14 protein-coding genes and 1 pseudogene are annotated in these 15,120 nt (G+C 36.5%); 11 read left to right on the forward strand and 4 right to left on the reverse strand.

Translation table 11 applies throughout. The annotated features are described in order from the left end of the window. Nucleotides 1-74: 74 nt before the first annotated feature. Nucleotides 75-782: a 7-cyano-7-deazaguanine/7-aminomethyl-7-deazaguanine transporter gene (locus AAX18_RS01005; RefSeq protein ID WP_046952647.1), complete on the reverse strand. Its 708-nt coding sequence runs from the start codon at nt 780-782 to the stop codon at nt 75-77. Between the two features lie 190 nt (nt 783-972). On the opposite strand from AAX18_RS01005, the gene pdxH reads away from it, so the two are divergent. Continuing rightward, the gene (gene pdxH / locus AAX18_RS01010) at nt 973-1,605 is read left to right on the forward strand and encodes a pyridoxamine 5'-phosphate oxidase (protein WP_046952648.1); all 633 of its coding nucleotides are present in this window, start codon (nt 973-975) and stop codon (nt 1,603-1,605) included. An 86-nt stretch (nt 1,606-1,691) separates the two neighbouring features. Here the strand turns inward: pdxH and typA are convergent, their stop codons facing one another. After that, the gene (typA, locus tag AAX18_RS01015) at nt 1,692-3,542 is read right to left on the reverse strand and encodes a translational GTPase TypA (protein ID WP_046952649.1); all 1,851 of its coding nucleotides are present in this window, start codon (nt 3,540-3,542) and stop codon (nt 1,692-1,694) included. A 249-nt stretch (nt 3,543-3,791) separates the two neighbouring features. Between typA and glnA the strand changes: the two genes are divergently transcribed. Then, entirely contained in the window at nt 3,792-5,210 is a 1,419-nt protein-coding gene (gene glnA, locus AAX18_RS01020; protein ID WP_046952650.1) for a type I glutamate--ammonia ligase, read from the forward strand. A 76-nt stretch (nt 5,211-5,286) separates the two neighbouring features. Here glnA and AAX18_RS09090 read toward each other — a convergent pair. Together AAX18_RS09090 and AAX18_RS01030 are read right to left on the reverse strand one after the other, a co-directional pair. Further along, nucleotides 5,287-5,787 (reverse strand): annotated as a pseudogene (locus AAX18_RS09090) (IS3 family transposase); the annotation flags it as partial. A gap of 190 nt (nt 5,788-5,977) precedes the next feature. Further along, nucleotides 5,978-6,331: a helix-turn-helix domain-containing protein gene (locus AAX18_RS01030; RefSeq protein ID WP_046952651.1), complete on the reverse strand. Its 354-nt coding sequence runs from the start codon at nt 6,329-6,331 to the stop codon at nt 5,978-5,980. 135 nt (nt 6,332-6,466) lie between these two features. Here AAX18_RS01030 and AAX18_RS01035 point away from each other — a divergent pair, with 135 nt between their 5' ends. The 9 genes from AAX18_RS01035 to rfbB all read left to right on the forward strand — a co-directional run bounded on the left by AAX18_RS01035 (nt 6,467) and on the right by rfbB (nt 15,112). Beyond that, complete coding sequence (locus AAX18_RS01035) at nt 6,467-7,258, forward strand: ABC transporter permease (protein WP_046952652.1); 792 nt, start codon at nt 6,467-6,469, stop codon at nt 7,256-7,258. After that, nucleotides 7,258-7,992: an ABC transporter ATP-binding protein gene (locus AAX18_RS01040; RefSeq protein ID WP_046952653.1), complete on the forward strand. Its 735-nt coding sequence runs from the start codon at nt 7,258-7,260 to the stop codon at nt 7,990-7,992. The genes AAX18_RS01035 and AAX18_RS01040 overlap by 1 nt, the downstream gene beginning before the upstream one ends. Nucleotide 7,993: 1 nt before the next feature. Continuing rightward, nucleotides 7,994-8,131, forward strand: a complete 138-nt coding sequence (locus AAX18_RS08830) for a hypothetical protein (protein ID WP_155397203.1) — start codon at nt 7,994-7,996, stop codon at nt 8,129-8,131. Nucleotides 8,132-8,695: 564 nt separating this feature from the next. Further along, complete coding sequence (locus AAX18_RS01050) at nt 8,696-9,757, forward strand: glycosyltransferase family 2 protein (RefSeq protein WP_046952655.1); 1,062 nt, start codon at nt 8,696-8,698, stop codon at nt 9,755-9,757. Next, nucleotides 9,754-10,899 carry a UDP-galactopyranose mutase gene (gene glf / locus AAX18_RS01055; RefSeq protein WP_046952656.1) on the forward strand — a complete coding sequence of 382 codons (1,146 nt, stop codon included), beginning with the start codon at nt 9,754-9,756 and terminating at the stop codon, nt 10,897-10,899. The genes AAX18_RS01050 and glf overlap by 4 nt, the downstream gene beginning before the upstream one ends. 72 nt (nt 10,900-10,971) lie before the next feature. Next, nucleotides 10,972-11,898, forward strand: a complete 927-nt coding sequence (locus tag AAX18_RS01060; protein WP_046952657.1) for a glycosyltransferase family 2 protein — start codon at nt 10,972-10,974, stop codon at nt 11,896-11,898. Between the two features lies 1 nt (nt 11,899). Then, nucleotides 11,900-12,670 (forward strand): DUF4422 domain-containing protein, encoded by a 771-nt coding sequence (locus tag AAX18_RS01065; protein ID WP_046952658.1) that lies wholly within the window; start codon nt 11,900-11,902, stop codon nt 12,668-12,670. A gap of 10 nt (nt 12,671-12,680) precedes the next feature. Continuing rightward, nucleotides 12,681-14,096, forward strand: a complete 1,416-nt coding sequence (gene wbaP / locus AAX18_RS01070; protein WP_046952659.1) for an undecaprenyl-phosphate galactose phosphotransferase WbaP — start codon at nt 12,681-12,683, stop codon at nt 14,094-14,096. Then, nucleotides 14,096-15,112: a dTDP-glucose 4,6-dehydratase gene (rfbB, locus tag AAX18_RS01075; protein ID WP_046952660.1), complete on the forward strand. Its 1,017-nt coding sequence runs from the start codon at nt 14,096-14,098 to the stop codon at nt 15,110-15,112. The genes wbaP and rfbB overlap by 1 nt, the downstream gene beginning before the upstream one ends. Nucleotides 15,113-15,120: the final 8 nt, after the last annotated feature.

A 15,120-nucleotide genomic window follows, 5' to 3' on the forward strand; every position in this document is an offset into this window, starting at 1 on the left:
TTTAGCAAAGTAATAATAATTAACCCCACTCAAAAGAGCGGGGTTAATTGTTTTATATGCGCCAGAAATTTGGTTTATGCAGGAACGCCTTCTGCTACGAGCATTTGTAGTTTTCGTAAAATGACATTTAATACTACGCCATAGGCTGGGACGAACAAGATAATTCCTATAAATAATTTAAATAGATAATCTACAAAGCCGAGTTGTGCCCAGTGTTCAGCCATGAACGGATCTGCACTTTGGTAGAAGGCGACACTGAAGAAAACAAACGTATCCGCCATTGAGCCGAATGTCATTGAGCTAGTTGGCGCTACCCACCATGTTTTTAACTGGCGTAAGCGGTTAAATACGATCACATCCAGTAATTGTCCTACAACGTAAGCGGCAAAGCTCGCAATAGCAATACGGAATACAAACAGATCGAAATGCGTTAATGATTCGAAACCTTGGAATTTGCTTTCAGAGAATAAAACAGATATGACGTAACTTACAATAAGTGCAGGAAACATCACCACGAAGATGATTTTTCTCGCATCTTCCGCACCAAAAATACGCACAGTCAAATCAGTAGCCAAAAAGATAAATGGGAATGTGAGCGTTCCCCAAGTGCTGTGGAAAGAAAAATCGTTTGCTGCACCAAGTGCGGTCAATTTTAGCGTGATTTCAAAAGGAATTTGTACAAAGTAATTGCTCGCTGCAATGATGAATATGTGGAAAAAGCTGAGCCAGAAGATTGCACGACGTTTTTGTTGATCATTAAAGATCGGAGAGTTTAATTTCATGTTGTACCTTTTTAGTTTAAATAAATCGGGGTTAGGGAACCCGAGGTTGAATATAGGGGGCTAGATAATACGCATATTTCAAATAATTGCAAGATTCGATGTCATTTGAGTTTTATTTTATGAAAATTGACGAACGATTTTACAGACTTTATTCTATTTGCATTTTTCATCAAATTTGAAAGGGAAGAAAATGGAGTTACACAATATTCGCGATGAATATACTAAACGAGTGCTTTCACAACATGATTGCCATGAAAATCCAATCTTGCAATTTGAACAGTGGCAGAAAGAGGCTATTCATGCTCAAGTTAATGAGCCAACAGCAATGAATATTGCGACTGTTGATGAACAAGGTCGCCCAAATAGCCGAATGGTTTTGCTAAAAGAAGTCAATGAGCAAGGTTTTGTCTTTTTTACCAATTATCTTAGCCGAAAAGGCAGCTGTATTGAACGCAATCCTTATGTCGCGCTGACTTTCTTTTGGCCAGAATTGGAGCGCCAAGTGCGAATTGAAGGTAAGACGGTGAAAATCCCAGCGGAACAATCCGATAAATATTTTGCTACCCGACCTTACACCAGTCGTATAGGGGCTTGGGCAAGTGAGCAAAGTGCGGTGATTTCTAATTATAAATCTTTGTTAGCAAAAGCCACATTAGTTGCCGCTAAACATCCGTTAAATGTGCCTCGACCAGATTATTGGGGTGGCTATTTAGTCTTGCCAGAAACAGTGGAGTTTTGGCAAGGGCGACCAAGCCGTTTACATGATCGCATTCGTTATCGTAAAGAAAGCAATAATTGGATTAGAGAAAGACTTTCTCCTTAATAAATTGAGCATAAAAATAACCGCACTTTAGTTATATTCCAAAAGTGCGGTTAATTTTTTACAAATTTTCGTGCTAGCGTTGTTTATTAATGCGTGCTAGTACTTGTCGTTGTACGGTTTGCACGTTTACGATCGTTTTCCGTTAAGAGTTTTTTACGGATACGAATTGACTCAGGTGTTACTTCCACTAACTCATCGTCATCGATAAATTCAATCGCTTGTTCAAGACTGAATTTTACAGGTGTAGTGAGCACAATTGCATCGTCTTTACCTGACGCACGCATATTGGTGAGTTTTTTACCTTGTAAGCAGTTTACGGTTAAGTCATTTGTACGGCTGTGAATACCGATGATTTGGCCTTCGTAAACTTCTACGTTGGCTTCGATCATTAATTTACCACGCTCTTGTAAACCGAATAGCGCATAAGCTAATGCTTTACCTGTCGCGTTAGAAATTAACACACCGTTTTTACGTTGGCCGATTTCACCTGGTTTGATGTCATCGTAGTGATCGAAACTGGAGTAAAGTAAACCTGTACCGGATGTCATCGTCATGAATTCACCACGGAAACCGATCAAGCCACGGCTAGGGATGATGTATTCTAAACGTACGCGACCTTTGCCATCTGGCATCATGTCACGAACTTCACCTTTACGGATACCTAATGCTTCCATGACAGAGCCTTGGTGTTGTTCTTCTACGTCGATGGTAACTTGCTCGTAAGGCTCTTGTTTTTTGCCGTTGATTTCACGGTAGATTACTTTAGGACGAGAAACCGCAAGCTCATAACCTTCACGACGCATATTTTCAATTAATACAGAAAGGTGTAATTCACCACGACCAGAAACACGGAATTCATCTGGGTTTGGTGTTTCTTCTACGCGTAATGCCACGTTGTGAACTAATTCTTTGTTTAAACGTTCAAGAATTTGACGAGAAGTCACATATTTACCTTCTTGACCCGCAAACGGTGAAGTATTTACACAGAAGAACATGGTTACGGTTGGTTCATCAACGGTTAATGAAGGTAGTGCTTCAACCGCATTGATATCACAAATGGTATCCGAGATATTTAATTCACCTAAACCAGTAATCGCAATGATATCGCCTGCGTAAGCAACATCTTCTTCATAACGTTGTAAACCAAGATGACCTAATACTTGACCCACACGACCTTGGCGAGTTTTGCCTTCACCATCAATAATCGTTACAGGTTGATTTGGTTTGATTGCACCACGTTTGATACGACCGATACCGATAACACCCACATAGCTGTTATAGTCTAATTGTGAGATTTGCATTTGGAATGGGGCATCAAGTTCCACTTTTGGTGGTTCAACGTGTTGAACGATCGCTTCAAATAACGGAGTCATATCTTCCGCTAATTCTTCGTGTTCAAGCCCTGCGACACCATTTAATGCTGAAGCATAGATAATTGGGAAGTCTAATTGCTCATCGGTTGCACCAAGGTTAACGAATAAATCGAATACTTGATCCACCACCCAATCAGGACGTGCGCCTGGACGGTCAACTTTGTTGATAACTACGATTGGTTTTAAACCATGAGCAAAGGCTTTTTGGGTTACGAAACGTGTTTGTGGCATTGGGCCATCAAAAGCATCTACCACTAAAAGTACAGAGTCCACCATAGAAAGCACACGTTCTACTTCACCACCGAAGTCGGCATGTCCTGGAGTATCTACGATGTTAATGCGATAGCCATTCCAGTTAATTGCGGTATTTTTTGCAAGAATGGTAATACCACGTTCTTTTTCAAGATCGTTTGAGTCCATTACGCGCTCATCAACATCACCACGAGTGGATTCAAATGTACCGGATTGTTGAAGAAGTTTGTCAACGAGGGTGGTTTTACCATGGTCAACGTGGGCGATAATTGCGATATTGCGCAATTTATTAATATCAATGTCGTTTTTCATTTATTACGTTCTTAAAGTTTAAGTTTTGTAGGGTGGAGTTTTTATGCCACCGAATAGTCCAAGTAGTTTAAATTGGCGAGTCAAACTCACCCTACGAGAATCTCGAAAGGGCAAAAATTATACACGATATTTCGTTACTCTGCTATGCCAGTGTTTAAAATAAATCCCATGAAAAAAGTAAGCGGTTGCGTTATAATGCTCTTTTAATTTTTATAAAGATTATATACATAGCAAAATAGAGGACTCCTTATGCCAAATGCAAATGCAATTGCCAACGTATTCAAACTGATCGAAGAGAACGATATTAAGTTCGCGCTACTTCGTTTCACCGACATCAAAGGTAAAGAACACGGCGTTTCTATCCCGGTTAGCCTTGTCGATGAAGATATGTTTGAAGATGGCAAAATGTTCGATGGCTCTTCTGTTGAAGGTTGGAAAACCATTAACAAAGCCGATATGCTTTTAATGCCAATCGCTGAAACTGCGGTAGTCGATCCATTTGCGCAGATCCCAACCCTCTCTATTCGTTGTAGTATTTATGAACCAACGACTATGCAAAGCTATGATCGTGACCCGCGTTCAATTGCTATTCGTGCTGAAAACTATATGCGTTCAATCGGTATTGCGGATCAAGCATTCTTTGGTCCTGAACCAGAGTTCTTCTTATTTGATGATGTACGTTTTGATGTATCAATGAATCGCGCTTCTTTTGCAGTTGATGACATTGAAGCGGCTTGGAACACCAACAAAAAATACGAAGATGGTAACAACGCTTATCGTCCATTGAAAAAAGGCGGTTACTGTGCGGTTGCTCCAATTGATACAGCACATGATATTCGCTCTGAAATGTGTTTGATTTTAGAAGAAATGGGCTTAGTCATTGAAGCTCATCACCATGAAGTGGCAACTGCGGGTCAAAATGAAATTGCAACGAAATTCAACAGCTTAACCTTGAAAGCGGATGAAACACAAATCTATAAATATGTGGTACAAAACGTTGCATTAGAACATGGCAAAACCGCTTGCTTTATGCCAAAACCAATCACGGGTGACAATGGTTCAGGCATGCACTGCAATATGTCATTAAGCAAAGACGGTAAAAATATTTTCCAAGGTGATAAATATGCAGGTCTTTCTGAAACCGCACTTTATTACATCGGCGGTATCATTAAGCATGCTAAAGCATTAAATGCTTTCACCAACCCAAGTACTAACTCATATAAACGTTTAGTACCAGGTTTTGAAGCACCAGTATTGTTGGCTTACTCTGCAAGCAACCGTTCTGCTTCAATTCGTATCCCAGCAGTAACCAATCCGAAAGCAATTCGTATTGAAGCGCGTTTCCCAGATCCAATGGCAAACCCATATCTTGCATTCGCAGCATTATTAATGGCAGGTCTTGATGGTGTGGTAAACAAAATCCACCCAGGTGATGCAATGGATAAAAATCTCTACGATCTTCCACCTGAAGAATTAAAAGATATTCCAGCGGTAGCAAGCTCATTAGAAGAAGCGTTGAATTCATTAGAAAAAGACTATGAGTTCTTAACTCAAGGTGGTGTGTTTGCGAAAGACTTTATCGAAGCATTTATTAGTATTAAACGTAAAGAAGTAGAACGTTTAAATATGACACCACATCCGGTTGAGTTTGAGATGTATTATGCATAATGATAAACAACAGAATTCAAGTTGTTGAACAAGAAAAGTGCGGTGAAATTTGATCTGACCCCAAAAAGTTAGACTGTTATTTAAAGGATTGTTTTAGATATTGTATCGGACTCAGTCCTTTTAATTTTAGTTGAATCCGTCGGTGGTTATAGTAATCCAAATAATCCCTGACGGCATCAACTATCTCCTCTCTACTGTTAAATTCCCGACCATAAAAACATTCCGTTTTTAATCGCCCAAAGAAACTTTCCATCGCGGCATTGTCCAAGCAATTCCCTTTTCTCGACATACTTTGAATGACGCCATGTTCAGCCAAGATTCGACGATAAGCCACCATTTGATATTGCTAGCCTTGGTTTGAATGTAAAATGACACCACAAGCTTTATTTAATTCTTTGACGGCTTGCATTAACATGTCCTCTACTTGCGCCCAGTTTGGGGAATAGCTAAGGTTATAGGAGACTACCTCATTGTTAAATAAGTCTAAAATTGGGGATAAATAGGCTTTACTTCCATCTTTCGCCTTAAACTCGGTGATATCAGTTACCCATTTTTGTTTCGGGGCCGTTGCACTAAATTTTTATGATTTACGCCTGGCAGACAGGCATGAACGCGTCGATAGCCATAATCAGGATGATTGGCTTTGATGCCTTTAATGGCCTTTTTCAGCTGCTCATCCTTATCTAGTTTAATCTGAAGTTTAGCAAAAAACGTACTACGCGCTAACTGTGCAAAGCCTAAAAGCCATTTTAACGGATAGCAAGTTCTTAACCTTTGGATAATTTCTGTTGCTCGGCTTCGTCCTGAAGTCTGAGCCTTCTCAATTCCTTTAGGTAGGCTACCTCCGCTTCAAGCTGTAAAATTCTCAAACGTAAACGGTCTTCTTCAGTTTTGGGTGGCGGTGGCATTTTTGCATATTTGGGTTTCATCGGCGGTCGTCCTGATGGTTTACGGGGAATCAGTCCTTTTATGCCACTTTTTTCAAACCGTTTCAACCATGTCCCGACTAAGGCGTGGGAAGGAATATTGTAAAAACGCGCAGTTTCTCTAATACTTATTTTCCCATTTAAAATAGGTTGAAGAACCTGTAATTTAAATTCGATTGTGTAGTGTTTACCCATAAAAAATCTGCACCTCAATTGTTGGTTTGGTTAGTCCAACTTTTGGGGTGCAGATCATTTTTGACCGCACTTTTTGTATGTATATTACATTGAATTCCTGTATAATCAAAGCCCGATTATAGATAGGACTAGATTATGCTAAATAAATTTGTAGGCAAATTTCGCCGATTTTATGCATTCGATGAACTTTTAAAACAACTTATCATAAGAGATGTAAAACTCAAGTATCGTCGCAGTTATTTGGGGTATCTATGGAGTATTTTGAACCCATTAATGTTAATGGTTGTACAAGTAATCGTGTTTTCCAGTATTTTTAGATTTGATACTCCTAACTATCCATTGTATTTAATATCAGGTCAGATAATTTTTAATTTCATGGTAGAAGCAACTAATTCTGCTGTATGGTCAGTAACCGGGAATGCATCTCTGCTCAAGAAAACATATGTTCCGAAGTATATATTTACAATATCGAAAGTGGGGAGTTCATTAGTCAATCTTGTATTTTCTTTAGGTGCCTTAGTATTTGTTATGATTATTACCGGGGCTGAGTTTACTTGGAATTTACTTTTCTTCCCGGTGATTATTTTACAAGTCTGTGTATTTAGTTTGGGATTAGGGTTGTTTTTATCAGCTGCAACAGTTTTTTTCCGAGATATTCAATATCTTTGGGGGGTTTTTGTTTCAATGTGGATGTATTTAACTCCACTTTTCTATCCAGCCTCGATCATTCCTAATGAATATCAGGAGCTTTATAAAACTGTCAATCCAATGTATTGGTATGTAGAACAGTTCAGAGATATTGTGCTTTATGCTCATTTCCCGAACTCTAATTCGATTTATATGGGAACAGCCCTAGCTTTTGTTATTTTATTGCTAGGAACTTGGTATTTTAATAAGAAACAAGATGAATTTATTTTATATATCTAATGAATAAAGAAATTGTAATTAAGGTAACTAACGCCACTGTTCGTTTTAATAAAGCGACTGAAAGTTATAATGGTTTAAAAGAATATGTCATTAAGATGCTAAAAGGTGAACTTATGTTCCAAGAGTTTTTAGCATTAAAAGATGTGAGTCTTGAGGTTAGAAAAGGAGAGTCATGGGGATTGATTGGTACAAATGGTTCTGGTAAATCAACGCTATTGAAGCTTATCTGCGGAATATTGCGGCCTTATAAAGGAAGTGTAGAAGTTCATGGTAATATTGCACCACTTATAGAATTAGGTGCGGGGTTTGATGGTGAGCTTACGGCAAGAGAGAATATTTATCTGAACGGTGCTTTGCTCGGACATAATAAAGCGTTCATGGATCGTCATTTTGATGAAATTATTGAATTTTCAGAGCTTCAAGATTTTGTCGATGTACCCTTGAAAAATTTTTCATCAGGTATGTCTGCTCGTTTAGGTTTTGCAGTTGCCACGATCATTAAGCCTGAGATTTTGATTGTCGATGAAGTATTAGCTGTTGGAGATGCATCATTCCAAGAAAAATGTAAAAAGCGTATGGAAGAAATGCTTTCTGGAGGGACAACTTTATTATTCGTTTCACATTCAATCGATCAAGTAAAAGAGCTTTGTCAGAATGTAATTTGGATTGACAAAGGAAACGTAAGGGCTAGCGGTAAAGCTAAAGATATCATTCCGCTATATGAAGGAATGTAAAGTGAGTACAGATATCGAGAAAGGGTTAATTAGTAAAAGACTTAGTGCTTTTATTAAAGGAGTTGCAATCATATTGATGTTACTTCACCATCTGTTTGCCTATGAAGAGCGATATCCAGAAGGTGTTACTGTTATCTAAATTATTAATGGGATTAACCCCTTTTCTTCATAAGATGAAACATAATTATATTGCACTATTAGCTTTATCATATGTTCTCTGGTGTTTATCTTCATTTCCTTCTAAAGCTCAAAGTTTCTTGTATTGGCAACCATCTTATATTTTAGGTTTTCTTTTTTCTGATTTAAAAATTAGAGAAAAAATTTCTAAATTTACTTGTAGTAATTATTATAAGATCTTTATTTTGATAGGTGGTTTATTAATATTAAGGATTACATTCTTAAGTTATGGTTGGGATAGCATGCCGTTTATGGTTGTTTTCTTAATATTAATTATAATGATTGCTTATATTTATTTGCTAAATATATTTAAAGTGATTGTTGAGGATATTGGTAATAAAAGCCTATTTATTTGGCTAACTCATTAATTTTATTGTTATCCCCTTGCTAAGGATACTGTGTATTATCCTAAGGTATCATTATTTATTTTTCTTGAGTTGTTGATTATTTCTTATTTGACATCAGTATTCTTAATGAAAGTAAATAATTATATATTATTGAATTTAAGGGGTAGAGGGTTTTTTAAATGGATAAGCCTTTAATTAGTGTTGTTATAGCTGCATATAATGTTGTGGAATATTTATCTGAGGCGATAGATTCTGTAATTAGACAATGGGATGATGATTGGGAGTTAATTGTTGTTAATGATGGTTCAACAGATGGGACATTTTCTTTATTAGAAAAATATAAAGCAAAAATTAACTCTCAAAGATTTGTAGTCGTAAATAAAGAAAATGGTGGCCTAAGTTCTGCAAGAAATGCAGGGTTGGCAATCGCTCAGGGAGAGTATGTGGCTTTTTTGGATGGTGATGATTTATTTAGTAAAAGGACATTACCATACATTAAATATTGTTTATCAGAAAATAAACCAGATTGTTTAGTGATTGATTTTCAGTATTACTGGGATGATGGTGGCACTTGGGGAACTCATAAATATAAGAAATTGCCTGAACGAAAATTATTAAATGTAAAAGAAAATAATATTGTTTCAGCTGTTTATCATAACGCTCAAGTGTATGCTTGGCGTCATATTTTTAAAAAATCTATTTTAAATAAAACATTGAGTCCAGTTGGATTTAACTATGAAGATGTGAGAACTACAACGTTACATATTGATGAATGTGAAACAATTTTCTATTTGCCAATAAAATGTATTCTTTATCGTCAAAGAGATGGTAGCATTATGAAGGTAAAGAATAGAAAAAATATTCTAGATCTATCTTCTGCTCTTAGAACAGTAACAGATGAATTCAAAAATAGGTATGGTACTATTCCAAAGGATATTGCTTTAGAGCATTCAATTTTTAACTTATCTATTTTTACATGGGCATGTGGAGATACGTTATCTAATGTTGAATTGGATCCTAAAGAGCTTTATCCTTTATTTGTGGATAATTTCAAATATTCCAATTTAGTAGATATGGATCTTCTGAAGAAAGAAATGCGTAGAGATCCTAAGACATGGAGAAAATTCTATATGTTTTATAATTATCCTCAATCATTCTATTTGGCTTTTTATCTTCGTCATAAGTTTAATAGAACATATAAATTATTAAATAAATTACGTAATTTTGTCTATAAAACATGAAATTTCTCTTAATTGGCGCTGGCTTCTCTAATGCTGTTATCGCTCGCGAATTAGCGGAAAATGGTTATAAAACCGTTGTTATTGATTCTCGTAGCCATGTGGCAGGTAACTGTCACTCTGAACGTGATGCTGAAACAAATGTGATGGTTCATGTTTATGGTCCACATATTTTCCATACAGATAATGAAAGAGTATGGACTTATGTGAACAATTTTGGTGAGTTTATGCCGTTTGTTAATCGTGTAAAAACGATTAGCCAAGGTGCGGTGTATTCTCTTCCAATTAACTTGCATACGATTAACCAATTCTTTGGTAAAACGTGTTCACCGAAAGAAGCAAAAGCTTTAATTGAGGCGCAAGCAGATTTGTCTATTACTGATCCGCAAACCTTTGAAGAGCAAGCAATGCGTTTTGTAGGTAAGGATTTGTATAAAGCTTTTTTCTATGGTTACACTAAAAAACAATGGGGTGTTGAGCCAAAAGAGTTACCGGCAAGCATTTTAAAACGTTTACCTGTGCGTTTTAATTATGACGATAACTACTTTGCGCATAAATTCCAAGGTATGCCAAAAAACGGTTATACACAAATTGTGGAAGCGATTTTAGATCATGAAAATATTGAAGTGCGTTTAAATACGCCATTTGCGGAGTCTATGAAAGCAGAATTTGATCACATTTTCTGGTCAGGTCCGTTAGATGCATACTTTGGATTTGAATTGGGTCGCTTAGGTTATCGTACCTTAGATTTCGAAGCATTCCGTGATGAAGGCGATTTCCAAGGTAATGCGGTAATTAACTATGGTGATGAAGAAGTACCCTATACTCGTATTTCAGAACACAAACACTTTGCACCATGGGAACAACACGAGAAAACAATTTGTTATCGTGAATTTAGCCGTCTATGTGGTGAAAATGATATTCCGTATTACCCGATTCGTTTAGTGAAAGATAAAGCACTCTTGCAACAATATGTTGAAAAGGCAAATAAAGAGACACAAGTGACTTTCGTTGGTCGTTTAGGTACTTATCGTTATTTAGATATGGATGTGACGATTAAAGAGGCCTTAGAAACAGCGGATGTTGTGAAAGAATCGTTAGAAAAACAGACCGCACTTAAACCATTCTATGTGAATATGGATTAAGTATAGCGAGCCTAGAATCAAGCCATATACGATTTTGTGTATGGCTTTTGTTTAAATAAAATTGAGTCAATTATGCATACTGAAAAATCAATTTGTGCAGCGGTTGTGACGTTTAACCGCAAAGCATTATTATTAAATTGCTTAAATGCACTGAAAGCCCAAACATATTCATTATCTCATATTGTAGTAATTGATAATGCCAGTACTGATGGCACAGCTGATTTTTTAGGTGAGCATGGTTGGACAAATAATGATGCTTTTACTTTGCTCACTTTGCCCGAGAATATGGGCGGTGCAGGTGGATTCCATGAAGGGATCAAGTATGCGTTTGAACAAGGTTTTGATTATATTTGGTTAATGGATGATGATGGTGTACCTGCGAATGACTGTTTAGCGAGTTTATTCCCCTTTGCGACAGAAAATAATTATTTAGGCCCATTAGTGCTTGATATTAAACAACCAAATAATTTTTGTTTTCCAATGAGATTACCTTCAACTTTGAAAAGATTAGATACATTAGAAGATCTGAAAGCACTAGAAATTAAAGAAAAGATAGACGGTATAGTTATTCCATTTAACGGTATTCTGCTTTCATCTAAAGTGGTTGAAAAGGTTGGTTTCCCTTTAAAAGAGTATTTTATTTGGGGTGATGATATGGAATACACGGCAAGAATGAAAAAATATGGTGTAGACATTGCTTCTATCGTGGATGCTTATTTTTATCACCCTAAAGATGAATCATTAGGTACGCCGATGTTTTTTAACAAACTACATTTTAATGATACACCATCGAAGTTGAAGCTTTATTGCATGTGTAGAAATGCTATTTCTAATCACAAAAAATACAGTAGTTATTTGCATGTTTTGGCATTTATATTTAAAACTTTATGGTTCTATTCATTGACCCAACCGAGTTTTTCTAAATTAAGCATTGCGGTCAGAGGAATCTTTCATGGCATAATGGGTGACTTCTCTCATCATAAGGATTACTTAAAATAACATGCAAAAGCTTACTGTATTAGTGATTACGCATAAAGACTATGAGTTTCCAGATTCTGCATGCTATCGCCCGCTGTTTGTAGGAGGAAAGATTGCAAGCCCTCTAAAAAATGAGGGCTTTTACCAAGATAATTCAGGTGTAAATATTGCTGAAAAAAATAGTAGTTTTTGTGAATTAACAGGGCTTTATTGGGCTTGGCAAAATGGTATCTTTAAAAATAACCAATATGTTGGGTTAGTACACTATCGCCGTTATTTCGCAGGTAAAAAGTTATGTTTGAAGAAACAGCATATTGCATCAGAAAGAGAGTTGCTATCTCTTCTAGAAAAATATGATGCGATTTTACCGAAAAAACGAAATTATTTTATTGAATCAATTTATTCTCACTACCAACATGCCCATCATGTTAAGGATCTGAATTGTACAAGGGAAATTATTTCTGAATTGCATCCTGAGTACATAACGAGCTTTGATGCAATTATGCAAGGCCGAAAGATTCATATTTATAATATGTTTGTCATCTCATCAGAGAAAGCATCAGAATACTGTAGGTGGCTTTTCCCTATTTTGTTTGAATTAGAAAAGCGAATAGATATAACCCAGTATGATAGCTACCAAAAAAGAGTATTTGGTTTTATTGCCGAGCGCCTATTCAATGTTTGGTTGGTTCATCATCAGTTAAAGTTTTGTGAAATTCCGGTAGTTAATTTGGAAGGCGAGAATTTGTTTAAAAAAGCGATTAATTTATTAAAACGGAAATTTTTAAGATAAGGATTTCACTATGCATAAAATTACGTGGTGTAAATTTATTTTATTAGTCACTGATTTTCTAGCACTTTTTAGCTCATTGTTTATTGCCTATGAAGTGTTAGATATCACTCGTGGCGGCCGTTTTTATTTTCCTTTGGAGGAATTTAATGCCTATGTGTTGATTCATGCCTGTGTATCTTTCGTTGGTGTGTTATGGTTTTGGATACGATTACGGCACTATACTTACCGCAAACCGTTTTGGTTTGAATTAAAAGAAATTATCCGTACCTTATTGATTCTTTTCATTATTGAATTGGCGATTGTTGCCTTTTCTCGTCTATATGTTTCTCGTTATTTCTGGTCTGTAACTTGGATTTGTATCTTTGTAGGGCTTCCTTTTTTCAGGATTATTGTAAAAAAGCTTTTGATAAAAAGTGGAATATATTTGAAAGAAACGATCATTATTGGTAATGGAAAAAATGCTAAAGAAGTATTTAACGCCTTAAATAATGAATCGTATTTAGGATTCGACATAAAATTATTTGTGACAACGGAAGATTATCATTCAGAGTTTATTGAGGGTGTTCCCGTCATGCGCCATAACCCTGAGCTGCTAATGAAATTAGTGTCGCCAGAATTTACTCAGTTTATTCTTGCAATTGATGAAGAAAATAAAGCCAAACAAGATTTTTGGTTGCGTTATTTAATTCGCAAGGGATGCCGTTCTATTTCTGTGATTCCTGATTTTCGAGGTATTCCACTTTATGGCACGGATATGTCTTTTTTATTTAGCCAAGAAATGGTGCTTTTTAGAGTAAATAATAATTTAGCAAAACGTTCATCTAAGATTGTTAAAAGAACCTTTGATATCTTAGGTTCATCTTTTCTCTTACTTTTATTGTTACCGTTTTGTATTCCTTTATATTTTATAATCACAAGAGATGGCGGTAATTTCATATACGAGCATTCAAGAATTGGTCAGCATAAAAAGAAATTCAAATGTTTGAAGTTTCGAACAATGGTGAATAATTCAGATGAAGTGTTAGAAAAGATTTTGGCAACGGATGAAAGTGCTAGATTAGAATGGGAAAAAGACTTCAAACTTAAAGATGATCCACGCATTACACCAATAGGCAGATGGTTAAGAGCGAGAAGCCTAGATGAACTACCACAACTTTGGAATGTACTTAAAGGTGAAATGAGTTTAGTCGGACCTCGTCCAATAGTGAAAAAGGAATTGTCTTATTATCAAGAGGACGTTGATTATTACCTTATGGCAAAACCTGGAATGACAGGCTTATGGCAGGTCAGTGGGCGAAATAATGTGAGCTATGATACGCGAGTTTATTTCGATACCTGGTATGCTAAAAACTGGTCTCTATGGAATGATATTGTGATCTTACTTAAAACTGCTAAAGTAGTGTGTAAGAAAACAGGAGCCTATTAATGACGCGAATCCTCATCACCGGCGGTTCCGGCTTCATCGGTTCTGCCCTTATTCGGTATATCATTAATCACACTCAAGATTCTGTTGTCAATATTGATAAATTGACCTATGCGGCAAATCAATTAGCCTTGAGAGAAGTAGAAAATAATCCTCGCTATGCTTTTGAGCAAATTGATATCTGTGCTCTTAAGGCGATAGAAAGCGTTTTCGAGAAATATCAGCCTGATGCAGTGATGCATTTGGCGGCAGAAAGCCATGTTGATCGTTCTATTACGGGAGCAGCTGATTTTATTCAAACCAATATTGTTGGCACTTATATGTTGTTAGAAGTTGCTAAGAATTATTGGCATACCTTAGACGAAGCTAAAAAAACGACTTTTCGATTCCACCATATTTCTACAGATGAAGTATATGGGGATTTATCCCTTTCTGAGCCTGCCTTTACTGAACATTCCCCTTATCATCCGAGTAGCCCTTATTCAGCCTCAAAAGCAGCGAGTGACCATTTGGTGCACGCTTGGCATCGCACTTATGGTTTGCCGGTGATTATCACAAACAGTTCCAATAACTATGGGGCTTATCAGCATGCTGAAAAGCTTATCCCTTTAATGATTTCAAATGCGCTGATGGGAAAGCCTTTGCCAATTTATGGTGATGGGCAGCAGATACGTGATTGGTTATTTGTGGAAGATCATGTTCAAGCTTTATATTTAGTTTTGACAAAAGGTCGAGTCGGGGAAAACTATAATATCGGTGGAAATTGTGAAAAAACAAACCTTGAAGTGGTTAAAACAATTTGCCAATTACTCGAAGAACTTGCACCAAATAAGCCTAATCACATTAAGTATTACGAAGATTTAATGACTTTTGTAAAAGACCGACCTGGTCACGATGTGCGATATTCATTGGATTGTTCTAAAATTCATGCAGAATTAGGTTGGCAACCGCAAACAACCTTTGAACAAGGACTTCGTCAGACGGTAAAATGGTATTTGTTTAATGGTTCCTCTTATTAAATAGAGTA

The sequence above is a fragment of the Haemophilus haemolyticus genome, from assembly GCF_001008205.1.
Taxonomy (GTDB): domain Bacteria; phylum Pseudomonadota; class Gammaproteobacteria; order Enterobacterales; family Pasteurellaceae; genus Haemophilus; species Haemophilus haemolyticus_Q.

What these genes read in the sequence shown, in the direction of transcription:
- wbaP (WP_046952659.1), top strand. Translation starts at nt 12,681, where the DNA reads ATGCATAAAATTACGTGGTGTAAATTTATTTTATTAGTCACTGATTTT.
- AAX18_RS01040 (WP_046952653.1), top strand. Translation starts at nt 7,258, where the DNA reads ATGAATAAAGAAATTGTAATTAAGGTAACTAACGCCACTGTTCGTTTT.
- rfbB (WP_046952660.1), top strand. Translation starts at nt 14,096, where the DNA reads ATGACGCGAATCCTCATCACCGGCGGTTCCGGCTTCATCGGTTCTGCC.
- pdxH (WP_046952648.1), top strand. Translation starts at nt 973, where the DNA reads ATGGAGTTACACAATATTCGCGATGAATATACTAAACGAGTGCTTTCA.
- AAX18_RS01060 (WP_046952657.1), top strand. Translation starts at nt 10,972, where the DNA reads ATGCATACTGAAAAATCAATTTGTGCAGCGGTTGTGACGTTTAACCGC.
- AAX18_RS01030 (WP_046952651.1), bottom strand. Translation starts at nt 6,331, where the DNA reads ATGGGTAAACACTACACAATCGAATTTAAATTACAGGTTCTTCAACCT.
- glnA (WP_046952650.1), top strand. Translation starts at nt 3,792, where the DNA reads ATGCCAAATGCAAATGCAATTGCCAACGTATTCAAACTGATCGAAGAG.
- AAX18_RS01050 (WP_046952655.1), top strand. Translation starts at nt 8,696, where the DNA reads ATGGATAAGCCTTTAATTAGTGTTGTTATAGCTGCATATAATGTTGTG.
- AAX18_RS01065 (WP_046952658.1), top strand. Translation starts at nt 11,900, where the DNA reads ATGCAAAAGCTTACTGTATTAGTGATTACGCATAAAGACTATGAGTTT.
- typA (WP_046952649.1), bottom strand. Translation starts at nt 3,542, where the DNA reads ATGAAAAACGACATTGATATTAATAAATTGCGCAATATCGCAATTATC.
- AAX18_RS01035 (WP_046952652.1), top strand. Translation starts at nt 6,467, where the DNA reads ATGCTAAATAAATTTGTAGGCAAATTTCGCCGATTTTATGCATTCGAT.
- glf (WP_046952656.1), top strand. Translation starts at nt 9,754, where the DNA reads ATGAAATTTCTCTTAATTGGCGCTGGCTTCTCTAATGCTGTTATCGCT.
- AAX18_RS01005 (WP_046952647.1), bottom strand. Translation starts at nt 782, where the DNA reads ATGAAATTAAACTCTCCGATCTTTAATGATCAACAAAAACGTCGTGCA.